Below are 25,353 nucleotides of genomic sequence, written 5' to 3' on the forward strand. Positions count from 1 at the left end.
CCAGACCGCTCCCTCGGAGTGGTCCAACCGGGGGAGTGTCGTTAGCGGGGTTTCATCGTTGTTGGCATGTAGAAGAGGTACGGGCATCGCACCGCTACACAGAGTGGACCAGCAGTCATACATCCAGTCTCGCGCTACGCGCTCACCCGTCAGGTAAAACTAAAACCCGTCGCTATCGCTATATCACCATCCTACGTTCTTGCTTGCTGCATGCTTCAATTCATCGCTTAGCGAACCTGTCGTCGGGCACGAAGTGCCAGGACGGATGAATGACTGCTGATCCACTCCCTGTCGCGGTATGACGCGCGCGCCTTTTCTACATGCCAACAACGAGGAAACCCCGCTAACGACACTCCCCCGGTTGGACCACTCCGAGGGAGTGGTCTGGAGGCGCATGGCAAGCATTGGCGTTGGGAAGCTGCTTTCTTTGCTTACTTTCTTTGCAGCAGCAAAGAAAGTGAGTCCCGCCCCGGACAGGGGCAGAGCAAATAAACCGACACGAATACAAGTTCCATGGAAGCGCAAAAACATCAAACGGTCTACCCCCAACCCGGCCCCCCGCCATCAACCTCACCGATCAGCCAACCACCCCGAGCGGGCCCCTGAGTTCTGGGGCGCGGGTGCGTGCGATGCGTGAATCGCGATAGAGTGGCTGAAGGGCAATGATGAGTGAGGCCGACATGCAGGGCACTTGGCAATTCCAGCTCAGGATCGATGCGTCTGCCGAACTTGCCGCGGCGTTGCGCGAGGGGCTTGCGTGCCCGGAATATGAAGCGCTTTACGATGTTCTTCGCCGGCACGACGCAACCCTCAAGTGCCAGTTCGACGCCTTCACGGACTACGTGGACGAAGCCGAGCGCCTCGGGCGGGACGCGTATCCGCTATATCGATGGACGAAGGCGACGGTCGAGAACCCGGAAAGGAAAGCGAAGTATCTGCGCGTATTTACGGTCTATGTCGACGGGGACGAAGTCTATGGGGCCGATGTTGCCGATGCGTTGCAACTGGCGCTGACTTCGCTTGGCGGCGCGGTTGGCATCGAGGGGGTGGTGAGGTTTGACACCAATCCGGCAAACAATCCGAGGATTGGGGCTTGAGGCTTCAGGCACGACCTCAAGCCTTCCGCGAATGCACTCACGCCGCCATGCCTTCGGTATCGACATCAGCGGTTCCGAGGCGGGAAAAGATATCGCACACCGACCGCATTTCCGCGTCATCGACAACGCAGACCACCACGCGAGTGAAATCGCAATCGTCGGCTTCATCCCGGGCGAATGGCGCAAGCATGCCCTCGTCGGCGAAATCGCTGTCAAACAGGTAGTCGTGTGAGTCGACGACGCCCAGATGTTCGCCATGTCCCGCGTATTCGGCGGTCATCCAGTGCAGCGCCACGCCAGGATCGCGCAAGTGCATGACCGAAGACCCGGTCACGCGATCGACCCGAATGCGATCGCTCCCGATGCCTTCCGCGCGCAAATCGTCGAGCGCTTCAGCCAGCTTGCGGGAACCAAGAAATGCTCCGGTCACTTCACGCATCATGCTCATCTCCGGCGATACGGCCAAGGTATTGCGGTTTCACTTTCGACCTCATGCATGGGACCGTGACCACGCCCGGGTGACCGGACGTCACGGAATTCGTTTCAGGAGGATACGACGAAAAAACGCGTTGAAGCGATCCGATGAATCGCTTTGCGACGGCTCGCTGTTCCGCGAGAATGATGGGCGAATCCAATGATGCGGGCAGGAGATTCACGAGCCGGGCCATGCTCTTTACGGCGTCAGTTTTAGTTCACGCGATACTTCAACTTTACCCCGCAAGAAACGGATTTTCAACGGATTATTTGGCGCTGAATCGTCTGATGTTTGGGTCGGCGCAAGCCCGTCCGCAACGCGCCTCACCGCTGCCAGTAGGCATAACCGTAAGGCCGGTTGAACGCCGCATAGTGCACGATGACAGGCGTGGCGTACACCGGCGGCGGCGCATACGGCGGCAGCGGCGGCGGGCCGTAGTAAGCGGGCGCCGCATAGACCGGCATGACCGGTGCGACCGCCACCGCCTGCCCGACCGGGAACACCGGACCGCCCACGATGCCGACGCCAACGAACATGTGCGCCTGCGCGGCCGTCACCAGACCGACGCTCAATGCGGCGGCCACCATTACTTGCCGAATCGTTTTCATCTTGATCTCCTGTTTGCTCGTTGTGCTGTGGGAATGACTGCAGTGTGGACGAGCAAAGTGAGGAAAGAATGAGGACGCTCCGCCGCGCCGAGCCAACGGGCAGGGGGAAATGTATGCGCGCGCTACAATGCCGCGGCGCCGTTCCCTCCGATCATCAATTCATTTCGACCATGACCGTGCCAGCCGGGCAGTTCCTTCTTGGCCCGCTACTGAAGAGCGTTTCCCGTTCGTTCTACCTGACGCTGCGCATCCTGCCCGCCGGGATGCGCGACCCGGTCGGTCTCGCCTACCTGCTCGCCCGCGCCGCCGACACGATCGCGGACACGTCGCTGGTGCCGCCCGGGCAGCGCCTCGAACTGCTGCTTTCGCTGCGCGCGCAAGTGAATGGCGAGCCCGCCGACACGGCGCTCGACCCGATGATGGGTGACGTCACGAGACAGCAGACGCAGGCCGACGAGAAGGTGTTGCTCGAATCGCTCCCGGCGGCGCTCGCGCTGATGTCGCGTTTCGACGATGCCGACCAGCAAGCCGTGCGCGATATCGTCACGACGCTCACGCAGGGCATGGAGTTCGACCTGCGCACGTTCCCCGATGAAACGTCCGGCCGCGTCATCGCGCTTCGTGAGTTTCGGGAACTGGATCGGTATACGTATCTGGTCGCGGGATGCGTCGGGGAATTCTGGACCACGATGACTTTCGCGCATGTGCCGGGTGCGCTGAAGGCAAGTCCCGAGACGATGACGACGCGCGGCATTCGTTTCGGCAAGGCGCTGCAGATGACCAACATCCTGCGCGATTGCGCGAAGGATTTGCGCATCGGCCGCTGCTACCTGCCGGCGGTAATGCTCGATCGATACGGACTGGCCGCGGAGGATCTGCTTGCGCCCGAGGCGTCGCGCCGGGCGCGTCCCGTTCTGCTCGAACTGTGCCGCACGACGCTCGACTACTTCCGCGACGCGCTCGACTACACGCTCGCCATTTCGGCGTTCTCGGTGCGGCTTCGACTCGCGTGCGTGTGGCCGATCATGATCGGGATGGAGACGGTGTCGCTTCTCGTCGCGAACGACAACTGGCTCGACCCGGACAGCGTTTCGAAGGTTCGTCGCAATGACGTGTACCGCATGATGGCGCTGTCGTTGCCGATGGTGTCATCCGATGCGTGGTTGCGCCTGTGGTTCGAACGGCGGTTCAAGAAGATCGAAGCACGGCTTCCCCGCGTCTGACCTCGAGCGCCGGTCCTGCGTGCGCCCGGGTAACTGCCTGTGTAACTATTACTCCGACGCTCCAAAAGATTCTCGATTACCCGTACTTTCTCCCGTTAAAGGCCGTCAAAGGAAGCCGCAAACGTTTTGCGCGTCGAATTGATTTCATGGCTTCTTCAACCGCTATATGATGTTGCCGGTTTAGTAAACCAAGAACATAACTGGAGAAGGACTTGAGCGAAGCGCACGGTTTGGCCGATATCGTCGGCAAGCAGGAATCGAACATTCTGGCCGACTGGGTCGGTGAACAACTCGCGACCGCACGCCAGGGCGTCATTTCCGAAGCCGAGTTGAAAGACGCGTCGCGCGCCTTTCTCGCCCAGTTCGCGCGCGCCGTCGCCAGCGACTATGACGAGAAACTGGAAGGCCCGGCGTGGGACAACGTTCGCTTGCATCTCGACGCGCTATCGCGCGAACGCGTGATCCAGGGCTTTTCCTCGTCCGAAACGGCCACCTTCATCTTCTCCTTGAAGAAGCCGCTCTTCAACGCTTTGCGCAGCACGTGGAGCGCAAATCCCGATCGCCTGAGCGACGAGTTCTGGAAGCTCAGCCAGGTCCTCGACAAGCTCGGGCTCGTCACAGTCGACTCGTATCAGCGAGAGCGCCAGCAGGTCATCGAGCGGCAGCAGCAGGAACTGCTCGACCTGACCACGCCGGTCGTGAAGCTGTGGGAATCGATCGTGGCATTGCCGCTCATCGGCACGCTCGACAGCGAGCGCACGCAGGTCGTGATGGAGGGCCTGCTCAACTCCATCGTCGACAACGAAGCGGCGATCGCGATCATCGACATCACCGGCGTGCCGACCGTCGATACGCTCGTCGCCCAGCATCTGCTCAAGACCGTGGCGGCGGCGCGCCTGATGGGCGCGGAGTGCATCATCAGCGGCATCCGGCCGCAGATTGCGCAAACCATCGTCCATCTCGGCGTCGACCTGGGCGACGTGGTGACGAAGGCGACGCTGGCCGAGGCGCTCAAGATCGCCCTGCGCCGCGTCAATCTCACGGTCACAAAACTAAGCGCGGTCAAAGCGGGTGATTGACGATGGAGCAGATTCCGGTTCTCAAGCTTGGCGAATTCCTGCTCGTGTCGATCCAGGTCGAACTGCACGACGAACTCGTGCTGGGTCTCCAGGAAGACCTGACCTCGCGCATCGAGTCGACCCGGGCCCGCGGCGTGCTTATCGATATCTCGGCGCTGGAGATCGTCGATTCGTTCATTGGGCGCACGCTCGGACATATCGCGGCGATGGCGCGGGTGCTCGACGCCGAGACCGTGCTGGTCGGCATGCGTCCGGCGGTTGCGATCACGCTGGTGGAGCTTGGCATGACGCTCAAGGGAATTCGAACTGCTCTCGACGTCGACAAGGGTATGGCGATGTTGCGGTCCTCGGCCGCGTCGGGAGAATCTTCATCGTCACGATAAATCAGGTCGTCCTGGAGATCCGCACGCCGGGCGAGGTCAACCTCGCCCGCAAGGCGGTGCAGGACTGGGCCACGCGGCTTGCTTTCGGCACGCTCGATCGAACCAAGTTCGTCACGGCCGCGAGCGAGCTCGCCCGCAATACGCTCGTGCACGGCCAGGGGGGCACGCTGACGCTCGTCGAAGTCGAGAAGGACGGGCGTCCGGGGATTCAACTGATTTTCGAGGACAAGGGTCCGGGCATTCCGAACATCGAGAAGGCACTGGAAGATGGGTTCAGCACGGCGAAGAGCCTGGGGCTGGGGCTGGGTGGCGCGCGGCGGCTCGTCAACGAATTCGAAATCACTTCTACGGTTGGCAGTGGAACACGCGTGAGCATCGTGCAATGGAAGCGACGGTAAAACTTTCGGACCAGAGCGGCGTCGCACATGCGCGCCGTTCGGCCGTCGCACTCGCGCAATCGCTCGAGTTCCCGGAGCGCGTCCAGGCCGATGCGGCGCTCGTCGTCAGCGAGGCGGCAACCAACATACTCAAGTACGCGCGAAGCGGAGAGATTTACCTCGCGCCTTACTCGGATGGCTCGGGCAAGGGGCTGCAGATCGTGGCCGTCGACCGTGGACCGGGCATCGCCAACGTCGAGGCTGCGAGGAAAGATGGCTTCTCGACCGGCGGCAGTCTCGGTGCGGGACTTGGAACGATCGAGCGTCATTCGGCGCTCTTCGATTTTTATTCGCTCGGTGGTGGCGGCACGGTTCTGCTTGCGCGCATCGCAGGCAAGAGCGCGAGCGAGTCTAAGCCGAGTGCGTGGACGGTCGGCGCCAGATCGACGCCGAAGCTCGGCCAGCAGATTTGCGGCGATGCGTGGAGCGTTATCGAAGGGGACGGCAAGCTGTGGGTCACGCTGCTCGACGGTCTTGGCCACGGTCCGCTCGCCTGTGAGGCTGCGCGGCGCGCAGTCGATGTGTTTCGCAAGCTGAACCGGGACGATACGCCCGGCGACATTCTGCGAGCGGCGCATGCGGAGTTGCGCTCGACGCGCGGCGCGGTGATGGCGGCCGCGATGTTAGATCCCCGAGCCAGGTCGATGACGTATGCGGGCGTGGGCAACATCGTCGCGATCGTGAATACCGGTGATGTGAACCAGCACCTGGTGTCGACCGATGGAACCGTCGGCTACAACATGCGGCTCGTGCGCGAGAGCGTGGCCGACTGGAATACGCGCAGCGTGTTCATCGCGACGACCGACGGCCTGTCCACGCGCTGGAACCTGAACCGGCATCCGGACTTGCTGCAGCATCATCCGGTCGTGATTGCGCACGTGCTCCACCGCGACTTCGCTCGCGATAACGACGATGCTTCGATCGTCGTCGTCAAGGCGGCCTGACATGCTGCATCGAATCCTTTCCACGCCGATCGCGAGCAACCTCAGTCTCGTGGCGACCCGCGACCGCGCCCGGCAGATCGGCGAGTTGTTCGGCCTCGACGATCTTCAGCGCACGCGGTTCGTTACCGCGGTTTCCGAGATCGCGCGCAATGCCGTCCAGTTCGCGGGCGGCGGGACGCTGACGTTCCTGGTCGGCGATTCGAGCGAGGCGGGCAACCTGCAGTGCATCGTCGCGGAGATTGCCGACAAGGGTCCCGGCATCGCGAAGCTCGATCAGATCCTGAGCGGCGTGCATCCCGAAGGCAAGCCCGGCATCGGGCTGCCCGGCAGCCGGCGCATGGCCGATGGGTTCTCCGTCAGCACCGCGCTCGGCAAGGGCACGACCGTCACGCTCGAGATGCTCTTGCCGCGCGACAAGCCGCGCCTCACCCTCGACAAGCTGAGCGTGCTGGTCGACCAGTTGACGCGTCGCAAGGCGCAGACGCCCGTCGAGGAACTGGAGCAGCAGAATCGCGAAATGCTGCTGACGCTCGGCGAACTGCGGCGCAAGCAGACCGAGTTGGAAGAAGCGGATGTGCGCAAGAACGAGTTCCTCGCGATGCTCGCGCATGAACTGAGAAACCCGCTCGCCGCGATCACCCTTGCGCTCGAAGTCGCCGGACGCAGCCGTGCCGAACCTGACGAATCCGCCGGGACACTTGCATTGATCGGACGGCAGACGGCGCAGTTGTCGCGGATGGTCAACGACTTGCTCGATGTGTCGCGGCTCACCCGGGGCAAGGTCGATCTGCATAGCGAAGTCGCACGCATCGATGAACTGATTCTCGGCGCGCTGGAGATGACGGCGGCCGAAGTGGAGCGCCGCGGCCATCGCGTGACGACGCTCTATCCGAAAGACGTGGTGCTCGTGCGCGGCGACGTGGCTCGTCTGAAGCAGGTGTTCAGCAACATCCTCCACAACGCGGCGCGCTACACGTCCGAGTCCGACGAGATCGTCGTGCGGGTCGAGGCATCGGAGAAGGAAGTGATCGTCGAGATCAGCGATCACGGTATCGGGATCGAACCCGCGATGATCCCGCGCGTGTTCGACCTGTTCGCGCAGGCATCGACCGCGATAGGGCGGCAGGATGCGGGGCTCGGCATCGGACTCACGGTCGTCAAGCGGCTGGTGCACGATCACGGCGGATCGGTGCGCGTGCATAGCGCGGGCATCGGCTGCGGAACGACGTTCGTCGTGGGGCTGCCGCGAGTGTATGAACTGCTGCCCGACGAAGTCGCCGACATGACTTCGACGCCGCGGCAGCACGCCCAGCGCATCCTGATCGTGGACGACAACCGTGACGCAGCGGAAGCGCTGGAAGCGCTGCTCGCGATGAGCGGGCACCAGTGCGAAGTCGCCTACGACGGCCGCTCGGCGCTCGTCGCGGCGGAAGCATTCCGTCCATCGGTTGCCGTCATCGACATCGGGCTGCCCGACATGACGGGATTCGAAGTTGCACGCGGACTGCGCGAGATGGCGCGCGGCAAGCCGCTTTTTCTGGTCGCGCTCAGCGGCTACACGACACCCGACTTCCGCCGAAGCGCCGACGAAGCGGGGTTCGATCATTACTTCGCCAAGCCGATGTCGATCGATGATCTGTATGCGCGGCTGGCTGGGCTGCCCGAAACGTAAGGTGCGACGCGCCGCGGTTTTGCGAAGCGCAATCGATGCTGCCCTAGCTCCCCTGATAGATGTCGCACGACAAGCCCACCACGCAAGGCGTCCCACCGATGCGACCGCCGCTACGGCCGGTTGACATTGGCGTTCCGCCATATGACGACTGGTCCGTGATTGGCGCACTGTTTGCCACGGGTGCGGCCGATGGCGCCGGTTGCTGCGCGGTAGCCGGGTCAGCGGACCAGTTCGGCAGAGTGGCCTGCGCATGAGCCGTGCCGGAGACGGCAACCAGCAATATGGCGGCGGGTACTGCAATGAGTTTCGGATTCATGCTTACACCTTCGTTGGAGAAGTTTCTGTTGAAGGGCTAAACGGACGAGGACGTGATGACCATGACCTCCTTGATAGCCGGATGGGCCAGACAGTGCGGGATGATCTGGTTTGATGCCTGTCGCTGACAAAGCGGCCGAACAACGCCAGCGCGAACGAGGCGGGCAGGGGCAGGGTTATTGAAAAGCGATGATGCGCTACCGGGCCAGAAGTTGTGCGGCGCCCGGCATCGGCAGATACATGGGGGAAGTCCCGCATGAAAGTCTGCACGCTTTGACTTTGTGAGTCGGCAACGACGTGAATGTGGCGTTGCAAAATTATTTATAGGCCGCCATTTTGCGAAATGCCAGAAGAGGCGGTGAGCTTTGCTGAAACGAGTCGAATGCGGGCTCTTGCTTACGTCGGATTGACCGAAGTATTTCGAATTCCCGATAGTGGATCGCTGGCGTTTGGGGTTGGGTGCTGTCTTCACCGATTGATGCGCTCGTGCTCCTGGTTTATTAGCATGCCTTAGCCGCTTCGCTAAAGTCCCTAACAGTGGCATAGTGCGAACAGTACAACTCCCCTACGGAGTACACAATGGCGACACTTGATCAAATCCGGGCCAAGGTAAAGGAACTCCAGACGCAGGCTGATGCGCTGATCGCAAGAAAGGCGCAGGCGGCCGTCGATCAGGTTCGAAAACTGATGCTGGCACATGGTCTCACCACCGCCGACATTGAAAGAAAGGCAAAGGCGAGGCGAGACGCCAAGGCCGCGAAAGCTCATGGCGTCAGCCAGAAACCTCAGCCGGCAAACGTGCCCAAAAGCAAACTGCCCGCAAAGTACCTGAATCCGAAGACGGGAGAAACGTGGAGCGGACACGCCCGGCCGCCGAAGTGGATCGCGGAGGCCAAGGACCGCGCCAAGTTCCTTATCGATGGTCTTGCATCAAAGGCGGCCAAGAGCACGAAGCCAGCGGCCAAGGACACAAGCCGCAACGGCAAGCTCAAAGGAGCACTGCCACCCAAGTATCGAGACCCGAAGTCCGGCGCGACCTGGAGTGGTCGCGGTCCGGCTCCGGCCTGGCTGGCCTCCGCGAAAGACCGGAACAAATTCCTGATCGATGCGGGCGGTGTCGTCAAGTCCGCGACGAGTGCCGCGGGTAAAGCCATGAAATCGAAGGCCGCTGTTGCGAGCAAGAAGACAGCCAAGGCGCCGACTGGGGCCAGGAAAACGGCGACGGCAAAGACGGCATCGGCGGCACGAAAGAAAGCGTCTGGCTCGACAGCCAAGCCGGTGGCCGCGAAAAAGGCACCGGCGCGCAAGTCGTCCGCGGGAAAGAGATCGCCTGCCTCGGCCGGCTCCGGCGCGGCGGCGACAGCCGCGTAATGCGAGTGCCGAGTCGCGCCGTCCCTGGCCGCATTCCGAAGCAGCGCGCTTAAGCGGTGTGCTTCGGCCAGAGCGTGCGGCCGAAGAAAGTCAGCGTGCGATCCCATGCGAGTCGCGACCACGCCGGATCGAACTGGGTGCGCGCGATGCGGCCCGACCCGACCGCCGTTTCGTTGGCGAACGCATGATGCGCGAGGTAGCGATGGAACTCCACGTCGACCGACGCGTCGCGCATTTTGGCTTCGAGCACATCGACGGTTTCAGCCGGAAAGAACGCATCCTGCGTGGCCCAGTGACCCAGCACGGGAGCCTTGATCCTGGTGGCGTCGATGTATTCGAGCGGCGGAAAGCCGTACCACACCACGCCCGCCGACACCTCGGGAATCTGGCACAGCGCGAGCAACGTAAGCGCACCGCCCATGCAGTAACCGGTCACGGCGACACGTTCCGACTTCTCCTTCAGATACTGCACGGCGCCTCGAATGTCCTGCGCGGTGGCGTCGCCGAAGTCGAGCGCGCCCAGCAGATGGCTCGCCTCTTCCTCTTCGACTGTGGTCTTGCCCCGGAACAAATCGGGGACCAGCGCGCGATATCCGCATTGCGCGAGCCGGTCCGCTACGCCGCGAATCTGATCGTTCAAGCCCCACCATTCCTGGATCACGACGATGGCGGGCGCATCTTCAGTCTTGTCGGGGCTGGCGAGATAGCCCTGAACGTCTTGCCCGTCAGGGCGGCGAAAAGTAATCATGGAACCTGGTGTCTGCTGCATGAGACGGTCTCCTTGATCCAGCGAAAATGGGCGCGTGGCGGCTCGTCTGCTTAAAGGTCGCGCGACGAGTTGCCGGCTCATGTTACGCCGAAACCGGACACCCGATCGCAGACGCGCCGCGCCCCGGCCGAGCGCAAAGGGCGGCGGTTTTGATCGTCGAAAAGCTTGCAGACGCGGCGGTGCGCTCCGCTAACAGCCCGGACCAAAACGTGGGACAACCGGCTGATCGCGGAACGACATCGCCTAAGCCATCATGACCCTTGCGATGCGGGCATGGCGACGCCCGCGTTACGCGTCGCGCGCCCGGTCGCGCCATGCAGGATCGTCTCGGCGATCGACTCGGCGGTAGCCGCCGACAAGGTCCATCCGAGATGCCCATGCCCGGTGTTGTAGAACACGCCCGCGCGCTTGCCCTGACCGACGCGCGGCAGCATGCTCGGCATCATCGGACGCAGGCCCGCCCACGGAATCACGCGCGCGGTCGAGACTTGCGGAAAGAGGCGCCGCGTCCATTCGACGAGCGGCGCGACGCGGTCCGCGCGAATGTCGCGGTTGAAGCCGTTGATCTCCGCCGTGCCTGCCACGCGGAACCGATCGACGCCAAGCCGGCTCGTCACGATCTTCGCGTTGTCGTCGAGCAGGCTGACCCACGGCGCCGCGGACTGGCTGCGTTCATCGTCGAGACAGACCGTGATCGAATAGCCTTTGACGGGATAGATATTCACGTGATCGCCGAGCATGCCGGCGAACTCGCGGCTCTTCACGCCCGCGCATACGACGATGCGGTCGAATACATCGGCGCAATCCTGATCGCCGCTTTTCGCGCCGATGGTGAAGCGCGCATCCGAGCCTTGACCGATCGAAACGATCTCCGTGTCATAGCGGAACTCGACGCCGTGTCGCGCGCACGCCTCGGCGAGTCCGCGCGTGAACTTGTGGATGTCGCCGGTCGAATCCGACGGCGTGAAAAATCCGCCATGGAAATCGCCCTGCAATGCAGGCTCGATCCGGCCGATCTCGCTCGCGCCGACTGCGTGCCGGTCTAGCCCGCCTTCGCGCAGCAACTCGTTGACCTTGGCGGCGGCATCGTAGTCCTTCCGATGCTTGTAGATATGCAGGATGCCGCGCCGCTCGAGATCGAAGTCGATCCCTTCACGCTCGGCGATCGAGAACAGATGCTCGCGTGCGGCGAGCGCGAGGCGCACGGTGTCGATCGTGTTCGCGCGATAGTTCGGGACCTGCCGCAGGAACTCGCCCATCCACGAGTACTTGTGCCACGAGGGCGACGGGTTCATCAGGAGCGGCGCATCGCGCGTGAGCATCCAGCGCAGTCCCTTGAGCACGGTGGCCGTGCGGTTCCAGACCTCCGCATTGCTGACCGACAACTGGCCGCCGTTGGCGAACGACGTTTCCATTGCCGCATAGCGATGACGTTCGAAGACGGTGACTTCAAAGCCGCGGCGGGCGAGGGCGTAAGCGGTCGTGACGCCGGTGACACCGGCGCCGATGATGGCGATTCGTGACATGACATGGTCCAGATTGAGTTGAGCATCGCCGGGGCGCTGACACGATAGCGTGTCGGTTCCGGCGTCGATGCCCCATCTGTCCATGTACCTGAGAGTTTCTCTTCCGCATGAGCGTTGCTGACGGAAGATCCCCTTCGGTGGGCGCGTAGCGCCGCTCTCCAGATTGTTCCAGCGGCGCGGTCCTTTTGCCTGAGAGTTTCCGGGGCGGTTGCTCCGTCGGCGTCGTCATGGGCTGCCTGACGATCTCTCCCGCGCTGCTTGTCGAGAACACGGTCACGTTAGCGTCCGCGAATATTGTTGGCAAGTCATTTCGCTTTCGACTGCCATCGGCGCTGCAATTAGAGTGCTCCTCTAGCGTGCATTCATGCACCAACCTCAAGTTTCGGTGTCGTTCGCCGACAACTGGGCCATGGAACAAGATGAAGACCTTCCGCTCGGTCGCATGCATCCGCTACGCGGCGAAGCCTTCGCGCTCGCGCTGAGCATCGAGCTGATTCGCAGGGCGCGCGGCAGGAAGAATCCGCGCGACTTCGCGCTCGACTCGAAGGAATGGGAACAGGCAAGCGTCGACTTCGCCCGCGACATACGCTGGGCGCTCGGCATTGAAGACGAAGCCGGCGACGCCGATGCCTGAAGAAGTCGGCGACTTCCTGCTCATCGTGCCGGATGGCGCCTCGATACCAATGAGCATATTGAATGCGCAATAGTTACCCGGAACAATTTGCCGGGCCCAAAAAAACGCTCTGAAACCCATTGCCAACCGTTTGCGGCGACCTTAGACTCCGATCCAAGCTGTTACGAAATGTAACGATTTGTGTCAAAAGACGGTTTGGACCAACCGTCTGCGCAGCCAGAACGGAGAAGCCGTCATGCACACCGCTGAAACCTCGGAAGCGATTCGCGAGATCAATCTGTCGTACATCATGCTGGCCCAGCGTCTGCTGCGCGAGGACCGTGCGATCGGCATGTTCCGGCTCGGCCTGTCGCGCGAGATCGCCGACATCCTGTCGAACCTGACGCTTGCGCAAGTCGTGAAGCTGGCCGCGTCGGACCAGTTGCTGTGCTTTTTCCGCTTCAACGATCACTCGATGCTGACCACGCTGACGCAGCCGCCGAAGAATTCGAACGTGGCGTCGACGCACGCGGCGATCATCATGGCCGGTTTGCCCGCGGCCCAGTTTGCCTGAGCGCGACTGGCCCCGGCGATACGGCAGTCCGGCTACTTCAATGGACCACGACGAGAAGCTTCCTTTCGGTGTCGACGCTTCTCTTTTCGACGATGCGTGCTGGCTGGCCGCGCGAGTGGCGGCGACCAGAAAGGCGCAGGGGAAGGCCATCCCGAGCGATTTCGCGCAAGGGTCGCCCGAAGCGGATGCCGTCGCGCTGGATTTCGTGCGCGATATCGAACGCGCGCTCGCCGGCCGTCTCAAAGCGTCGACCGAAGGTCACTAGGCCGCTCGCGCCTCGCTCGCGTCTGCCTGCCTTTCACCTGGCCTCATCCGCGCGCATCGTGAGGCGAGGCCGTCCGCAACCATTCACCCGCACCTTCGATCAACTGTCTGGCAAGCAAATCCGCGTGCGGTGTCAGCGCGGCGAAGTCGCGTGCGCAAAGATGGAGCCTTCTCGCGGCCCAGGGTTCCGACAGCGGCAGGATCGCGAGCCTTCGCCCGCGCAACGTCCTCGCCGACGCCTCCGAAAGAATCGCCATGCCGATGCCAGCCTCGACCAGCATTCCCACATGCTCGACGCTGCGTATCTGGATCCGGTAATGCAACTGGCGGCCAAGACGCGACGCGCGCTCCGCGAGATGCGTTTCCAGCGCCGCGTCCGCCAGCCCGACAAAAGCCTCGTCGAGAATATCCGCGAACGCGACGGACGCTTCCATGGCGACGCGATGCGAACGACTGGCGACCACGACGAGCTGGTCACGCGCGATCAGATGCGTCTGCAGGCGCGCGAGATCCGCAATATCGGCGACGAGGCCGAGATCGGCGCGCCCCTCTGCCAACGCCTGAACGATGTCCGAACTGGGACGTTCTTCGAGATCGATTGAAAGATCCGGATAAGCCGCGAGAAAGCGGATGAGTTGCGGCGGCAGGAACGCGGCCAGCGCGGCGGTGTTGGAGAGCAGCCTGATGCGGCCTTTCAGGCCCGTCGCGTAGGTACGCAATTCGCCGCGCATCTGCTCGACCTGCCCAAGGATCGAGCGGGCGTGCCGGACGAGCGCAACGCCCGCCGGCGTCGCGCGCACGCCGCGACGGTTACGCTCCAGCAACGGCGCGCCAAGCGCGTTCTCCATGCCCGCGATGCGCTCGCTGACCGATGCCAGCGCCAGATGCATTGCCCGCGCGCCTTCTGTCAGGCTGCCGCGCTCCACGACGGTCAGAAACAGCCGCATATCGGTCAGGTCGAAACGCATGGCTGTGCTTGTCCCTTCGGTTTTGCCGAAGTCTAGCATTGGAATTGCCAGATTGCGGGAGCGCGGCTTCGTCGCTAGCATCGCTTCCATGTCACCCCTTCTTTTGGTTTCCTGCGCGGGATTATTGGCTGGCGCGATGAATGCACTGGCAGGAGGCGGCTCGTTCGTCAGCTTGCCCGCGCTGATCGCGGCGGGCGTGCCACCGGTTCAGGCGAACGCTTCGAGCACGGTCGCGCTCTTTCCCGGCGGCATTGCGAGCGCGTGGGCGTATCGCGATGGACTCGGCCCGGTCGGGTCGGTGTCGTTGCGCGCGCTGACGATCGCCACGCTGTGCGGCGGATTTGCCGGGGCGATCCTGTTGCTGTGTACATCGTCGGCTGCTTTTTCCTTCGTGCTGCCGTGGCTGCTATTGATCGCGACGCTTGCGCTCGCGTTCGGGCGTCGGCTCGGCGAGGCGCTGCGCGCTCGCTGGCACATCCACGGGCATGCGGTGCTGGCGGTTCAGTTCGCGCTCGGCGTGTATGGCGGGTACTTTGGCGGCGCGGTCGGGATCATGATGATCGCGATGTGGGGACTGCTCGACAGCCGCGATCTCAAGAGCCTGAATGCGCCTCGCACGCTGCTCGTCAGTGCGGCGAACGCGGTTGCGGTGCTCACGTTCGTCGTCGCGCACGCGGTGCACTGGCCCGAGACGCTTGCGATGCTGGTCGCGGCAATCGTCGGCGGATATGGCGGCGCGCAGATTGGCCGACGCGCATCGCCGGTCGTCATCCGCGCGGGCACGTTGCTCGCGACCTCCTGCATCACGCTGGCGTTTTTCGTGCGAACCTACGCGCCGGCGCTGCTGCATTGATCATCGATGTGCTGTTGATGTGCCTGGTCCAGTGAGGACGCCATGATGTCAGCCTTGCTTCAGACGATCGGTGCGCTTGCCATACTCGCAAGCGTTGCGGTGCATGTGTCGTCGTGCTGGAAAGCGCAGAAGAAGGGCGCTGCACGCCTGGCCCTGCCGTTCACGAAGCATCATCGCCACCGGTGACGCGCCGGGGTGCTGCGCTTGCGATCGTTTCGGCAGTGAGGCGGCGTCTGGAGGTTCCTCGCCAGCGGGGCAGCCGGGTTGGGGGCTACTGCGCTTACAAGTTGCGTTCGAAGAGATGAAGAATTGCGGCTCGCGAATAGCCCGCCCGACTTTCCGACGGGTATCCGCAGGCGCGTTTGAAGGTGATATCGGCGACGCTCCGCATTGACGCGGCAGCTCAATGCCGGTGCCGCAGCCACCCGTGATGCGAGCGGTGCTGCCCGTTCTGGCGGAGTGCCTCATGCGCTCGATGGACTTCGATTCCCTCGTGCACCAGCAGCACCAGCGCGATGAGCGCGAGCAGCGCAAGCGCGAACAATACGTTGATGACGTCGCCGACGGTCACGCGTGACGTCAATTCCGATCCCGACAGGCGGATCAGCGTACTCAGGAATTCGTTCATCGCGGCCTCCGCATTCGATCGCGATACGTTTCCATTCTAGGCCGCAGTTGCGTCGGCGGGGAGATCGGTTGGCGCGTCAACCATCAGCAGGGTTATGAATTGCGATTGGTCGCCACCTCACCGATAAGAACAACAAGCTTCTGGAAGCCCGAGCGCATCAGATGGTGTAAACAACGACAACACCAAATCAAGCGCCGCCAGACGCTACGCCGCACATGGCCCTGTCGATTCCCGCGCCTGCAGCGCCACCGGCACCCGATACCCCTTTCGCGCCGGCTTGCCATCGAGCGCATCGAGCAGATGCCTGGCCGCCAGTTGCCCGATCTCGTACGTATCCACGCGCATCGTCGTAAGCGTTGGCCGGGTTTCCCGGGACATCGCCAGATCGTCGAACCCGGTGACGGAAAGCTGCGCCGGAATCGCGATGCCCAGTTCCTCCGCCTCCCGCAGCACGCCAAGCGCAATATGATCGTTGCCGCAAATGATCGCGGTAGGGCGCTCGCCCGGCAGTTGCCAGAGCGCGCGCAGGCTTGCGCGGCCGAACGCGATCGTCGATGCGCCTTCCAGCATGTGCTCCGGCCGCACCGCGAGCCCATGACGTTCGAGCGTCGAGCGAATCCCGGCGACCCGCGCCTGCACGCGATCGTTGTCGCGGGTCGGCTGGATGCAGACCGCGAACGACCGATGCCCGAAACCGATCAAATGCTCGGTGATTTCCGCATACGCCGCGTGATTGTCGAAGCCGATGCAGTCGTGCGGGCTGCCCTCGCGATACGCATACGTGACCGCATACGGCACCCGATAGAGCCGCAACGCATCGAACAACTCCGCCGGATGCGCTTCGCCCACCACGGCCATCGCCTCGACGCCGCGTGCGAGCATCGCGCGCACCTGCACGAGCGCCTGCGCGGGATCGTAGTTCGAGCAGCCGAGAAAAAGCGTGATGTCGCGCGCCGCGAACGCCGCCTGCATGCCGCTCACCTGCGAGGCGAATACCTGGTCGTCGAGGGTCGGAATGATGATGCCGGCGATATGGCTGCGCGTCGATGCGAGCGCGCGGCCGGCCGCGTTGGGAAACCAGTTGAGCGTGAGCGCCGCCTGCTCGACGCGCTCGCGCACGTTCGCCGACACCTTGTCCGGCTCGTTGTAGACCCGCGATACGGTCGCCGTCGACACACCCGCGAGCTTCGCGACATCGGAGAGCACGCTGCGGCCCGTATTGCGGCGGGCACGGCCCGTCGGGGAGCGGGCTGCGGCGGTGACGGCGGCGGGCGCCGGAGGGTCGGAGGAGCGGGGCATCGGATCAGCGGGCGTCGGTTGAATCAAGGAGCGCGGCGAGCGCCGACATCATACCGTCGCGGGTTGGTGCCGGGCCGGCCGCGGGCCGTCTCAGAGCGCGGCGATCCGTGAGCGGAAATGCTCGGTGCCGGCGACGATCTTGTCGAGCACCGCGTCGAGTGCCCAGAAACGCTCGCGCACGTCGTAGTCGATCGCGCGGCAGCGAATCGACTCGAACGTGCCGATCCGCTGATGGTAGATCTTTGCGAGTGCCGGATAGCCGAGCGATTCGGACACAGCGGCGAGCACCAGGAACGTCGCCAGTTCCTCGGCAAGCGCCGGATCGCGTGCCGCATCCTCGCGCAACCACTTGTACAAGTCCGGGTGGAAGTTCGTGAACACGCCGTTGAAGCCCGCCGAGCCGGCCTTCATGGCGTCCCAGGCGATCGCCGCGTTGGCGTTCAGGATCTTGAGCGGCGAACCCTGCGCAAGCGCGACGCGCCGCTTCACCGTATCGAGGTCGCAGCTCACGTCCTTCAGCATGATGAAGCGGCCGGTATCGATGCACAGCTTCAGTTCATCGTCGGACAGGAGCCGCCGGTACGGCGCCGGGCATTCGTAGAGGCCAAGCGGAATGTCGCTCGGGAGCCGGGTGAGAAGCCGCTTGAGATTCGCGGTGAACGCTTCCGTTCCTTCGTGCTTCGGATCGAGCCGGTTGGTCACGAGCACGATGCCCTGGGCGCCCGTCCCCGCGGCGACGCCAAGCTCTTCGGCCTGGGCATCGGGATCGTCGCTGATGTGGCCGGAGACCACGACCGGAATGCGGCCCGCCACCTTCTCGACGACGAACCGTCCCAGTGCGCCGCGCTCGGCAAGGCTCAGGAACTGCATCTCGCTCGACTGCGCGACGGCGAACAGCGCATCCGAACCGTGCGCGATGTACCACTCGATCAGGCGTTCGAGGCCCGCATAATCGATCGCGCCGGCAGCGTCGAACGGGGTCAGCATCACGGGGACGATGCCTTCGATTGAAGTGGCGGATTGCGTAGCGGTCGTCATGGTATCGGTCTTTCGAAAAGGATGGGATTGAGGATTGACTGAAGCGAGAGCCGGCGTCACGCCGGCGCTCGCACGGCGTCGGCGAGTGCGGGCTGGTCGTCGATCGGTTTGCGCACGAAGATGAGATAGCTCATCGCGCCGACGAACGCGATTCCCGCCGCCGTCAGCAGCGCGGGCACGAACGACCACGTCTGCGCGATGTAGCCGGTCAGGATCGGCGCGAGGGCGCCGCCCAGGAAGCCGCCGAAATTCTGGATCGCGCCGAGCGAGCCGACCCGGTTCGGCGGCGCGGCAGCCGTCGCGAGCGCCCACGAACTGGCCGAAGCGGCATTGGCGAGAAAGATCACCACCGAGATGCACACGATCGCGATCGTGTTGCTCTCGACGAGCGCCGCCGGAATCGTGAACGCGACCATGCCGAGCATCGCGATCACCACGGCGTTGCGGCGGCTCACGACCGGATTCGTGCTGCGGCTCGTGATGAGATCGGAGAACCAGCCAGCCGTGAGCGAGCCCAGAAAGCCGCAGAAGAACGGAATCGATGCCGCGACGCCCGTATGCATCAGGCTCATGTGGCGTTCCATCGTCAGGTAGCCGGGCAGCCACGTGAGGTACACCCAGTTCAGGTAGACCGAGCCGAAGAAGCCGATCAGCATGCCCCACGTCGTGCCGTGCGAAAAGAGCGAGCGCCAGTCGGCGAACGTGACCTTGGGTGCGGGCTTGCGGTCGGCTTCGTCGCCTTCGAGATAGCGCCGTTCCGCTTCGGTCATCGTGGCTTTCACCGGATCGCGATAGACCGCGAGCCAGACGACCGCCACGATCAGGCCCGCGATGCCGGTGACGATGAATGCCCAGCGCCAGTGAAACTCCACGACGAGGATCGACAGGCAAAGCGGCGCGAGCGCCGTGCCGAGCGGCGATGCCGAGTTGAAGATGCCGGTCGGCTTGCCGCGCGAGCGCAGCGGAAACCAGTTGCTGACGACGCGTGCCGCCGACGGAAACTGCGGCGCCTCGCCGATGCCCAGCAGGATCCGCGCGAGGATGAACCAGCCGAAGGTCGGCACGAAGCCGCCGGCGGTCTGCGCGAGCGACCACAGGATCAGGCCGATCCCCAGCAGCTTGCGCGGCCCGACGCGGTCGACGAGTCCGCCCACCGGCAATTGAAATAGCGCATAGCTCCACGAGAACGCGGAGAGCAGCAGCCCCATCTGACCCAGCGACAAGCCGAGATCGTGGCGAATCAGCGGATTGGCGACGGCGAGCGTCCCGCGATCCAGATAGTTGACGATGCCGCTCACCATCAGCAGCGTGAGCGCCACGGTCTGGGCGCGGCGTATCTTCGGCGGGGCCTGCTCGTGGATCGGGGTTGCGCTCATGATCGTTGTCTCCGTTTCATGTTCTGAGTCGAGGTGGGCCGCGCCGATGCGATGTCGGGCGGCTGGAAGAGCCTGGCGCCAGAGTGATAATGTTAGCGCTTACATTTTCGGGTAGCAGATCGAATTCAGAGATCGATTCGATCGACAGCATTCAGGGACAAGTTTCTGATTTGTCGGCGGAAAACGCTGTGTTAGCGCTTACATTGTGTATCGCAAAGGTCGCGGGTGCAAGCGGGATAAGGCGTCTGGCGGGTAAACACCGAGCTAGTGGATAGGCGCGATTATCGCAACGTAGATTTCCTCCACGAAGACCCGCGCGAAAGCTCTCAGGAATATTAGGGTTTATACTAATATTCATCTGCTTCCGGTCTGCGCCGTGCGGGCCAGCGGTCGTCTCGAACACGCGCTGAATGGGCATGGCGGACGGTCGCAGGAAGAACACACTCCGAGAGGTAAGCATCATGGAAACACTCATCGTCGCCGCTATAGGCGCTACCGTTCTGACCCCGGCCGTTATCGACTCGTTTGCCCGGTTCCGCGCAGCAGTGATCGACGCTCTGCGCGTTCGCGCTGAAGTGAGCGAAGTGATGGCCGAGGCGTATCGCCGTCGCTTGCGTTGACTCAATGCGCCAAAGGCCGCGTGACGTGCCTGTCAGTGTGCACGTGAATCAAATAATGGCGCATCCCGGCCGGAACGCGCGGGGCGAGGCGCCACTCACAAGCTGAGTGAAACTACGCTGCCGTACGGTTGTGCGCGCTCAGCACGACCTTGCGTTCGAGCATATCCAGCAGGCGTATCACGCGACGGCGCTGAGTCGCTACGAGGTCGTTTTGCTCCGCCAGCGTGCGGACGCGTTTTTCCCAGTACTCATGGTCGAGCCAACCGAGCATGTTGGGTTTATTCGACCGCGCAAAGGACACGATCATCCGTTCCAGATGATCGAGCTGGTCATCCGCGAGACTCGACGGCAGCCGTTTGGCGGGGTCGTCGAAGCAACGGGTGCTGGTCTTGGGCGTGCTCATTGTTCTATGCCACAAAGGTTCTTGCGCCGCCCGGGCTACGTTTCCGGAATCGGCTGCCGTAAACACAGGGGTTCGCGCGGTTGTCGGGAAAGCGACTTCGATCCTCTAGATCAGACGATAACGCTACACTTTTGCGGGGCTTGACCGTGCGTCTCAGTTCTTCACGCAAACGCCATGCCGCCGTCGTTCTTTCGATTGAACCCGCTACTCGACGCCGCCTTTCACCCCCGCCCATGACCGATCGCCCGACCGCCCGCCGTTCCGCCAACGACGTCACATCGCGTCCGCCGATCGTGTCGACGAGCTTCAGCACGCGAGCATTTGCCGCCGCCGAGCAATTGCTCGCGTGGCGCGCGCGCGTGGGACACGTCGTCGACGTTCCGCCGTCGAAGGCGCAGCTGGCGGTTGGCTTCGGCGGGCACATCGACCTGCATGCCGCCGGCGGCCTCGTCTTCACCGATGCGCGCACCGACGCGATGGCGCTGGAGCGCTCGATCGCGCGCGTCTCCACCGACACGCGGCGGGATTTCGCTTTTCACGTCTACGTCGAAGGCGAGGTCGGCCACGTAACGGGCATGAGCCGCAAGCGGAGCGCGGCGGGGTCGGTGCAAGGCATCGTCGCGTTCGACATGAACCAGCCGTTCCGCGTGGAGCGCCCGGCGTGCCGCGTGCTGACGATGTTCGTCCCGCGCGCGATGATCGACGCGGGCCTTGCCGACGGCGAATCGATCCACGGACGGGTCGTGAAGCACGACGCGCCGCTCGCGCGCCTCGTGTCCGATCACTTCATCGCGACAGGGCGGCAACTGCCTCGGATCGACGCGTCCGCCGCCGTCGAGTCGCTGAACGCCGGCGCGCAGCTTCTGATCGCGGCGTTTCGCCACGAATCCCGACTCGCGGGCGCTGGCCGCGCGGCGGTGCAGACCGCCGTGATCGGGCAGATCAGGCGTTTTGTCGACGCCAACTTGCATCAGGGCGATCTCACGCCGACGCGCGTCGTCGATGCGCTGGGGTTGAAGCGCGCGACCGTCTACCGCTGGTTCGAGCATGAGGGTGGACTGGGCGCGTATATCCGCAATCGTCGGCTGCGCGAAGCGGCCGATGAACTCGTGCGCTTTCCGAACCTGCAAGTCACGGATATCGCCTACGGACTTGGTTTCAGGAGCGCATCCGATTTCACCCGCGCGTTTCGCCGTGCGTTCGACTTGAGCCCGCAGGAAGCGCGTCTGCGCGCGTTTGAATTGCAGCGGAACGCTGCAATGGACCATTCAGGCCCGACCTCGACCGCTGCGTGACACGCGTTCCGGAAAGCGCTGGAGCGCAAACAACGTGACACCGGTGGCGGCGAGCAGGTACCACGCGGGCGTCATCGGATTCCCGGTGGCGTGGGTCAGCCACGCGACGATCAGCGGCGAGAACCCTCCGAAAATGACCACGCCAAAACTGTAGATCACCGACAAACCCGCCGCCCGCCGGTGCTTCGGGAACGCTTCGAGCATCAGCACGGAACTCGCGCCGGCGTTGTTCACCGCGATCGCGACGTACGCCTTGATGACGACGACCGCCACGAGATCGGCCGCGCCATGCGTGAGCGCCCAGAACGCAGGGTAAGCCGCGAAGAGCGCGGCGCACAGCGATGCATACTGAAGCGTCTTGCGGCTGGCGAGCCGGTCCGCGAAATGGGCGACGACCGGGGTCGCCACCAGAATCACGAGCCCGGAGAGGGACGCCGTCAGCAGGCTGATCGTTTGAGGCCGATGCAAGGTCTGGATCAGATAGCTCGGCATGTAGAACACGACGACGTAGATGCTCACCGAAGGCGCCGCCATCATCAGGATCCCATAGACGAGCGCGCGCCCGTGTTTCCGCGCGATGCGCGCGAGCGGCGTGCGCCCGGTTTGCGCGACGGGGATGGCCGGCGTCGTGGGCATGTAGCGGCGCAGGTACCAGCCGACCGGCCCGATCAATCCGCCGAGCACGAACGGAATGCGCCAGCCCCAGTCCTGCATCGCGGCGGGCGTGAGGAGCGCCGTCGTCGATGCGCCGACGAGCGCCGCTGCACACGCCGCCGCGCCCTGGCTCGCGCCGCGCCAGCTCACCATGAAGCAGCGCCGGCCGTAGGTGACAGATTCCATCAGCGCAGCCGACGCCGGCCCGATCTCCCCGCCCGCCGCAAGGCCTTGCAACAGCCGCGCGAGCACCATCAGGACCGTCGCGGCCGGCCCGATCGACGCATGCGTCGGCAGGCAGGCGATCATCCATGTCCCGGCCGTCATCAGCGCGAGCGACAGCGTCATGCCGGATTTGCGGCCGCGTGCGTCGGCGATGCGCCCGATCAGGACCGCCCCGAGCGGACGCATGACGAAGCCCGCGCCGAACGTGGCAAGTGACAGCAGCAGGGACGCAATGGCATCGTGCGATGGGAAGAACAGGCGGCCGATCAGCACCGCCGAAAAGCTGTAGACCGTGAAGTCATACGCGACGAAGCCGTTGCCGATCACCGTCGCCACGATGATGCGGGTGGAAGTCGGGTGTTTCGTGCGATCCGGCTCGTGATGGGTGAGTGCGTTTGCGTTCATGGGCGCGGCAGGCGTGCGGTCGTGGCGGTGCGGGAGAAGATAGCGGCTAAAGGTATGACGGCCTGCCATGACGAAACTTTAGTGCGCAACTGGCGGCGATCGTCCCGCCGGTGAAGCCGAGACGCTTGCTTGCGATTTCGGAACTGCGTTTAGCGTCGACAGGGCTTGTGCGTTCATGCGCATTTTGGATAGTGCGAGGTCGCCTTGCTTGTGCGATAAACGAATTCGATACCTTCCATGGGCCTTTGTGACCGCATTCGCGGGGAAACGGTCATGGAATGCGATCGTCCACACGTGACTCGCGCGGGGCGCGGACCCCTGTTGTCGCGGACGGGTGCGTGAGCGGCCCTACTGCATTGCAACGAGCGTGGTACGGGCGACCTTGTCCACGGTAAGCCGTATCGCATCGATCAGTGCCCGCGCAGCCGGGGACGGCGTGCCCCCCGAGCGCACGATCAAACCGATATCGCGTCGCGTGTTCTGCATCGCGATGTCCAGCACCGCAAGCTGCCCCGATTCGCACTCGTAGTGCAACTGCTGCGCGGACAGCGCCGCCAGCATGTCGGTCTGCAACAGCACGCCGCGAATGACCGCGAGATCGGCGGTCTCCACGCTCGGCATCGGCGGTTTCAATTTGGCCCGCTTGAAGAGCGCTTCGAACATGCCGCGCGCGGGCGCCTGACTGCGCGGCAAAATCCATTGCGCGGACGCCAGGTCCTTTAGCGTGAGTCCGCGCGCACTGGCAAGCGGATGATCGCGCCGCGCGAGCACGACCAGGTCTTCCGACATCAGCCGCTCGTTGGCGAGGCCGCTTGCCGCATCGTTCGCACGAAGCGCGCCGAGGACGAAGTCGATGTCGCCCGCACGCAAACCGGCGACGAGCGTGTCGTAGCCGCTCTCGTCCGTCACGATCCGCACGCCCGGATATTGCGCGGCAACCCGCGCAATGGCCGCCGGCAGGATCAAGGTTCGGCCGAGCGGCAGGGCGCCGACCGTCACATAGCCCTGGATGCTGCCGCGCAGTGCGGCGATGTCGTCGGGAATATGGCGCAATTCGTTCAACGCCCGACGGACGTGGAGCACGAAAGTCTCGCCCTCGCTCGTCAGCAGCAATCCGCGCGGGCTGCGGTAGAACAACTGCATGCCGGCGCCACTCTCGATGATGCGGATCGCGCTGCTGACCGCCGGCTGGCTGATGCCGAGCGTTTGCGCGGCACTTGGCATGTGACGATGTCGCGCGAGCGCCGAAAGCAACTGTAGCCGTCGCGTATTGAGCAGGTACGCGGGCAGTGCGCTGTCGGTTAGCGAGCGACGGCGCGATTGCCGCGCCGCGCACCACCGCGCCAGTTCCTCCAGTTCCGCGAAAATGCGTTCGCAGCGCTGAAGCACGGCGCGGCCGGCCGGCGTCGGCAGCATGCCCGACGACCGGCGCTCGAAGAGCGTCTCGCCGACGGCAGCCTCGAGTTCCTGCAGCGAACGCGTGACGGCGGACTGCGCCCGGAACAACGCCGCGGCCGCGCGCGTCGCGCTGCCGGTTTGCGCCACCAGCCGGAATGCGCGCAGGTAAGCGAGGTTGAGCAGTTCACGATTGTCCATGGGTGGTCTTGAGCGGCGCGATGTTTAAGGTGCAGGCGCTCGTTGGCGATCTGCATGCGCGTTTTTTATTGGTGCTTTCAGGTGCGCAAGTTTGCCATTTGCGATGGGTGCGTCGGCGATCGCGTCATGTCGACGAGGTGGGTGCTTTCGCATCGCGGACTGAGGCTTTATAGCGGATTCGCTGCAGGTTGCTCTTTGCGAGTATATAGAGGGACGAGGGCGCTCAGTAGCGGGGAAATGCGTATGCAAACGGGTTTTTAGATCATCGGTTTTATTTATCGACCGCGGTCTTGGCTTGGGGTGCGGCCTGCACGGCGTGAGCACCAAACCACCCCCGCCAGTTGATATTCGCTACGCCTCGGCTCTCCAAATACTCAAGCCCCGCTTCCAGCGCGTGGGGCGAAGACTAGTACAACATCCCGTAAATAGATTGAATAAATAAGCGCCTCGATTATCATGACGGGATGAGCCGAGGCCGCCATGCAACGCCAGTGAAGCTGGCGAACAAAGAAAGACAGGAACTGCTAGCGCTGATCGAGCGGAAGACGGCGGCGCAGCGAGATGTGATGCGGGCGCGCATCGCGTTGTGGGCCCACGAGGGCCACTCCAATACGGTGATTGCGCGGGAACTGGGTGTCTCGGT

Annotated in this window: 27 protein-coding genes and 2 riboswitches; of the genes, 15 read left to right on the plus strand and 12 right to left on the minus strand. The window is 63.7% G+C overall.

Going from position 1 to position 25,353, the window contains the following annotated elements; translation table 11 throughout:
* Positions 1-680 precede the first annotated feature (680 nt).
* Positions 681-1,097, plus strand: coding sequence for a hypothetical protein (locus AWB68_RS31860; RefSeq protein WP_087648308.1), 417 nt, complete (start codon positions 681-683; stop codon positions 1,095-1,097).
* A 37-nt stretch (positions 1,098-1,134) separates the two neighbouring features.
* On the opposite strand, the gene AWB68_RS31865 is transcribed toward AWB68_RS31860, so the two are convergent.
* Together AWB68_RS31865 and AWB68_RS31870 are read right to left on the minus strand one after the other, a co-directional pair.
* Positions 1,135-1,539 carry a hypothetical protein gene (locus tag AWB68_RS31865; protein WP_087648289.1) on the minus strand — a complete coding sequence of 135 codons (405 nt, stop codon included), beginning with the start codon at positions 1,537-1,539 and terminating at the stop codon, positions 1,135-1,137.
* Positions 1,540-1,895: 356 nt separating this feature from the next.
* On the minus strand, positions 1,896-2,180 hold the full coding sequence (locus AWB68_RS31870) for a hypothetical protein (protein ID WP_087648290.1): 285 nt from the start codon (positions 2,178-2,180) through the stop codon (positions 1,896-1,898).
* Between the two features lie 170 nt (positions 2,181-2,350).
* On the opposite strand from AWB68_RS31870, the gene AWB68_RS31875 reads away from it, so the two are divergent.
* From AWB68_RS31875 to AWB68_RS31905, 7 genes are all read left to right on the plus strand, one after another.
* Positions 2,351-3,403, plus strand: coding sequence for a phytoene/squalene synthase family protein (locus tag AWB68_RS31875; protein ID WP_087648309.1), 1,053 nt, complete (start codon positions 2,351-2,353; stop codon positions 3,401-3,403).
* A gap of 212 nt (positions 3,404-3,615) precedes the next feature.
* Positions 3,616-4,482: an STAS domain-containing protein gene (locus tag AWB68_RS31880; protein WP_087648291.1), complete on the plus strand. Its 867-nt coding sequence runs from the start codon at positions 3,616-3,618 to the stop codon at positions 4,480-4,482.
* 2 nt (positions 4,483-4,484) lie between these two features.
* Entirely contained in the window at positions 4,485-4,865 is a 381-nt protein-coding gene (locus tag AWB68_RS31885; RefSeq protein ID WP_087648292.1) for an STAS domain-containing protein, read from the plus strand.
* Positions 4,866-4,921: 56 nt separating this feature from the next.
* Positions 4,922-5,263 (plus strand): anti-sigma regulatory factor, encoded by a 342-nt coding sequence (locus AWB68_RS31890; RefSeq protein WP_235028602.1) that lies wholly within the window; start codon positions 4,922-4,924, stop codon positions 5,261-5,263.
* On the plus strand, positions 5,248-6,246 hold the full coding sequence (locus AWB68_RS31895; RefSeq protein ID WP_087648293.1) for an ATP-binding SpoIIE family protein phosphatase: 999 nt from the start codon (positions 5,248-5,250) through the stop codon (positions 6,244-6,246). The genes AWB68_RS31890 and AWB68_RS31895 overlap by 16 nt, the downstream gene beginning before the upstream one ends.
* A gap of 1 nt (position 6,247) precedes the next feature.
* The gene (locus AWB68_RS31900; protein WP_087648294.1) at positions 6,248-7,918 is read left to right on the plus strand and encodes an ATP-binding response regulator; all 1,671 of its coding nucleotides are present in this window, start codon (positions 6,248-6,250) and stop codon (positions 7,916-7,918) included.
* Between the two features lie 894 nt (positions 7,919-8,812).
* Complete coding sequence (locus AWB68_RS31905; RefSeq protein WP_087648295.1) at positions 8,813-9,604, plus strand: H-NS family nucleoid-associated regulatory protein; 792 nt, start codon at positions 8,813-8,815, stop codon at positions 9,602-9,604.
* 49 nt (positions 9,605-9,653) lie between these two features.
* Here AWB68_RS31905 and AWB68_RS31910 read toward each other — a convergent pair whose 3' ends face one another.
* Positions 9,654-10,373, minus strand: a complete 720-nt coding sequence (locus tag AWB68_RS31910) for a dienelactone hydrolase family protein (RefSeq protein ID WP_087648296.1) — start codon at positions 10,371-10,373, stop codon at positions 9,654-9,656.
* Between the two features lie 251 nt (positions 10,374-10,624).
* The gene (locus tag AWB68_RS31915) at positions 10,625-11,899 is read right to left on the minus strand and encodes a D-amino acid dehydrogenase (protein ID WP_087648311.1); all 1,275 of its coding nucleotides are present in this window, start codon (positions 11,897-11,899) and stop codon (positions 10,625-10,627) included.
* Positions 11,900-11,971: 72 nt separating this feature from the next.
* Positions 11,972-12,065, minus strand: a riboswitch (glycine riboswitch).
* A gap of 1 nt (position 12,066) precedes the next feature.
* A riboswitch (glycine riboswitch) is annotated at positions 12,067-12,161 on the minus strand.
* A 102-nt stretch (positions 12,162-12,263) separates the two neighbouring features.
* On the opposite strand from AWB68_RS31915, the gene AWB68_RS31920 reads away from it, so the two are divergent.
* The 3 genes from AWB68_RS31920 (at position 12,264) to AWB68_RS31930 (ending at position 13,351) form a co-directional block, all read left to right on the plus strand.
* Positions 12,264-12,533: a hypothetical protein gene (locus tag AWB68_RS31920; protein WP_235028603.1), complete on the plus strand. Its 270-nt coding sequence runs from the start codon at positions 12,264-12,266 to the stop codon at positions 12,531-12,533.
* Positions 12,534-12,768: 235 nt separating this feature from the next.
* Complete coding sequence (gene flhD / locus AWB68_RS31925; protein ID WP_087648297.1) at positions 12,769-13,086, plus strand: flagellar transcriptional regulator FlhD; 318 nt, start codon at positions 12,769-12,771, stop codon at positions 13,084-13,086.
* A gap of 40 nt (positions 13,087-13,126) precedes the next feature.
* A complete protein-coding gene (locus AWB68_RS31930; protein WP_087648298.1) occupies positions 13,127-13,351 on the plus strand; it encodes a hypothetical protein in 225 nt (74 codons plus the stop codon).
* Between the two features lie 43 nt (positions 13,352-13,394).
* Here the strand turns inward: AWB68_RS31930 and AWB68_RS31935 are convergent, their stop codons facing one another.
* Positions 13,395-14,318, minus strand: coding sequence for a LysR family transcriptional regulator (locus AWB68_RS31935; RefSeq protein ID WP_087648313.1), 924 nt, complete (start codon positions 14,316-14,318; stop codon positions 13,395-13,397).
* An 88-nt stretch (positions 14,319-14,406) separates the two neighbouring features.
* Here AWB68_RS31935 and AWB68_RS31940 point away from each other — a divergent pair, with 88 nt between their 5' ends.
* Together AWB68_RS31940 and AWB68_RS48415 are read left to right on the plus strand one after the other, a co-directional pair.
* Positions 14,407-15,171: a sulfite exporter TauE/SafE family protein gene (locus AWB68_RS31940; RefSeq protein ID WP_087648299.1), complete on the plus strand. Its 765-nt coding sequence runs from the start codon at positions 14,407-14,409 to the stop codon at positions 15,169-15,171.
* A gap of 45 nt (positions 15,172-15,216) precedes the next feature.
* The gene (locus tag AWB68_RS48415; RefSeq protein ID WP_160110101.1) at positions 15,217-15,357 is read left to right on the plus strand and encodes a hypothetical protein; all 141 of its coding nucleotides are present in this window, start codon (positions 15,217-15,219) and stop codon (positions 15,355-15,357) included.
* Between the two features lie 217 nt (positions 15,358-15,574).
* Here AWB68_RS48415 and AWB68_RS31945 read toward each other — a convergent pair whose 3' ends face one another.
* From AWB68_RS31945 to AWB68_RS31960, 4 genes are all read right to left on the minus strand, one after another.
* Entirely contained in the window at positions 15,575-15,799 is a 225-nt protein-coding gene (locus tag AWB68_RS31945) for a hypothetical protein (protein WP_087648300.1), read from the minus strand.
* A gap of 204 nt (positions 15,800-16,003) precedes the next feature.
* Positions 16,004-17,098 carry a LacI family DNA-binding transcriptional regulator gene (locus tag AWB68_RS31950; RefSeq protein WP_200828852.1) on the minus strand — a complete coding sequence of 365 codons (1,095 nt, stop codon included), beginning with the start codon at positions 17,096-17,098 and terminating at the stop codon, positions 16,004-16,006.
* 90 nt (positions 17,099-17,188) lie between these two features.
* Positions 17,189-18,136, minus strand: a complete 948-nt coding sequence (locus tag AWB68_RS31955) for a Dap2 family DHDPS-related protein (RefSeq protein WP_087648301.1) — start codon at positions 18,134-18,136, stop codon at positions 17,189-17,191.
* A 56-nt stretch (positions 18,137-18,192) separates the two neighbouring features.
* Complete coding sequence (locus AWB68_RS31960) at positions 18,193-19,512, minus strand: MFS transporter (protein WP_087648302.1); 1,320 nt, start codon at positions 19,510-19,512, stop codon at positions 18,193-18,195.
* Between the two features lie 461 nt (positions 19,513-19,973).
* On the opposite strand from AWB68_RS31960, the gene AWB68_RS48420 reads away from it, so the two are divergent.
* Positions 19,974-20,132: a hypothetical protein gene (locus tag AWB68_RS48420; protein ID WP_160110102.1), complete on the plus strand. Its 159-nt coding sequence runs from the start codon at positions 19,974-19,976 to the stop codon at positions 20,130-20,132.
* 112 nt (positions 20,133-20,244) lie between these two features.
* On the opposite strand, the gene AWB68_RS31970 is transcribed toward AWB68_RS48420, so the two are convergent.
* Positions 20,245-20,535: a hypothetical protein gene (locus tag AWB68_RS31970; protein WP_087648304.1), complete on the minus strand. Its 291-nt coding sequence runs from the start codon at positions 20,533-20,535 to the stop codon at positions 20,245-20,247.
* 233 nt (positions 20,536-20,768) lie between these two features.
* Between AWB68_RS31970 and AWB68_RS31975 the strand changes: the two genes are divergently transcribed.
* Positions 20,769-21,830 carry an AraC family transcriptional regulator gene (locus tag AWB68_RS31975; RefSeq protein WP_087648305.1) on the plus strand — a complete coding sequence of 354 codons (1,062 nt, stop codon included), beginning with the start codon at positions 20,769-20,771 and terminating at the stop codon, positions 21,828-21,830.
* Here AWB68_RS31975 and AWB68_RS31980 read toward each other — a convergent pair.
* Both AWB68_RS31980 and AWB68_RS31985 read right to left on the minus strand, forming a co-directional pair.
* On the minus strand, positions 21,804-23,114 hold the full coding sequence (locus AWB68_RS31980; RefSeq protein WP_087648306.1) for an MFS transporter: 1,311 nt from the start codon (positions 23,112-23,114) through the stop codon (positions 21,804-21,806). The genes AWB68_RS31975 and AWB68_RS31980 overlap by 27 nt on opposite strands.
* A gap of 348 nt (positions 23,115-23,462) precedes the next feature.
* The gene (locus AWB68_RS31985) at positions 23,463-24,710 is read right to left on the minus strand and encodes a LysR family transcriptional regulator (RefSeq protein ID WP_087648307.1); all 1,248 of its coding nucleotides are present in this window, start codon (positions 24,708-24,710) and stop codon (positions 23,463-23,465) included.
* Positions 24,711-25,353: the final 643 nt, after the last annotated feature.

Source organism: Caballeronia choica, from assembly GCF_001544535.1.
GTDB lineage: Bacteria > Pseudomonadota > Gammaproteobacteria > Burkholderiales > Burkholderiaceae > Caballeronia > Caballeronia choica.

What these genes read in the sequence shown, in the direction of transcription:
- AWB68_RS31860 (WP_087648308.1), top strand. Translation starts at nt 681, where the DNA reads ATGCAGGGCACTTGGCAATTCCAGCTCAGGATCGATGCGTCTGCCGAA.
- AWB68_RS31865 (WP_087648289.1), bottom strand. Translation starts at nt 1,539, where the DNA reads ATGATGCGTGAAGTGACCGGAGCATTTCTTGGTTCCCGCAAGCTGGCT.
- AWB68_RS31870 (WP_087648290.1), bottom strand. Translation starts at nt 2,180, where the DNA reads ATGAAAACGATTCGGCAAGTAATGGTGGCCGCCGCATTGAGCGTCGGT.
- AWB68_RS31875 (WP_087648309.1), top strand. Translation starts at nt 2,351, where the DNA reads ATGACCGTGCCAGCCGGGCAGTTCCTTCTTGGCCCGCTACTGAAGAGC.
- AWB68_RS31885 (WP_087648292.1), top strand. Translation starts at nt 4,485, where the DNA reads ATGGAGCAGATTCCGGTTCTCAAGCTTGGCGAATTCCTGCTCGTGTCG.
- AWB68_RS31895 (WP_087648293.1), top strand. Translation starts at nt 5,248, where the DNA reads ATGGAAGCGACGGTAAAACTTTCGGACCAGAGCGGCGTCGCACATGCG.
- AWB68_RS31900 (WP_087648294.1), top strand. Translation starts at nt 6,248, where the DNA reads ATGCTGCATCGAATCCTTTCCACGCCGATCGCGAGCAACCTCAGTCTC.
- AWB68_RS31905 (WP_087648295.1), top strand. Translation starts at nt 8,813, where the DNA reads ATGGCGACACTTGATCAAATCCGGGCCAAGGTAAAGGAACTCCAGACG.
- AWB68_RS31910 (WP_087648296.1), bottom strand. Translation starts at nt 10,373, where the DNA reads ATGCAGCAGACACCAGGTTCCATGATTACTTTTCGCCGCCCTGACGGG.
- AWB68_RS31915 (WP_087648311.1), bottom strand. Translation starts at nt 11,899, where the DNA reads ATGTCACGAATCGCCATCATCGGCGCCGGTGTCACCGGCGTCACGACC.
- AWB68_RS31920 (WP_235028603.1), top strand. Translation starts at nt 12,264, where the DNA reads ATGCACCAACCTCAAGTTTCGGTGTCGTTCGCCGACAACTGGGCCATG.
- flhD (WP_087648297.1), top strand. Translation starts at nt 12,769, where the DNA reads ATGCACACCGCTGAAACCTCGGAAGCGATTCGCGAGATCAATCTGTCG.
- AWB68_RS31930 (WP_087648298.1), top strand. Translation starts at nt 13,127, where the DNA reads ATGGACCACGACGAGAAGCTTCCTTTCGGTGTCGACGCTTCTCTTTTC.
- AWB68_RS31935 (WP_087648313.1), bottom strand. Translation starts at nt 14,318, where the DNA reads ATGCGTTTCGACCTGACCGATATGCGGCTGTTTCTGACCGTCGTGGAG.
- AWB68_RS31940 (WP_087648299.1), top strand. Translation starts at nt 14,407, where the DNA reads ATGTCACCCCTTCTTTTGGTTTCCTGCGCGGGATTATTGGCTGGCGCG.
- AWB68_RS48415 (WP_160110101.1), top strand. Translation starts at nt 15,217, where the DNA reads ATGTCAGCCTTGCTTCAGACGATCGGTGCGCTTGCCATACTCGCAAGC.
- AWB68_RS31945 (WP_087648300.1), bottom strand. Translation starts at nt 15,799, where the DNA reads ATGAACGAATTCCTGAGTACGCTGATCCGCCTGTCGGGATCGGAATTG.
- AWB68_RS31950 (WP_200828852.1), bottom strand. Translation starts at nt 17,098, where the DNA reads ATGCCCCGCTCCTCCGACCCTCCGGCGCCCGCCGCCGTCACCGCCGCA.
- AWB68_RS31955 (WP_087648301.1), bottom strand. Translation starts at nt 18,136, where the DNA reads ATGACGACCGCTACGCAATCCGCCACTTCAATCGAAGGCATCGTCCCC.
- AWB68_RS31960 (WP_087648302.1), bottom strand. Translation starts at nt 19,512, where the DNA reads ATGAGCGCAACCCCGATCCACGAGCAGGCCCCGCCGAAGATACGCCGC.
- AWB68_RS48420 (WP_160110102.1), top strand. Translation starts at nt 19,974, where the DNA reads ATGGAAACACTCATCGTCGCCGCTATAGGCGCTACCGTTCTGACCCCG.
- AWB68_RS31970 (WP_087648304.1), bottom strand. Translation starts at nt 20,535, where the DNA reads ATGAGCACGCCCAAGACCAGCACCCGTTGCTTCGACGACCCCGCCAAA.
- AWB68_RS31975 (WP_087648305.1), top strand. Translation starts at nt 20,769, where the DNA reads ATGACCGATCGCCCGACCGCCCGCCGTTCCGCCAACGACGTCACATCG.
- AWB68_RS31980 (WP_087648306.1), bottom strand. Translation starts at nt 23,114, where the DNA reads ATGAACGCAAACGCACTCACCCATCACGAGCCGGATCGCACGAAACAC.
- AWB68_RS31985 (WP_087648307.1), bottom strand. Translation starts at nt 24,710, where the DNA reads ATGGACAATCGTGAACTGCTCAACCTCGCTTACCTGCGCGCATTCCGG.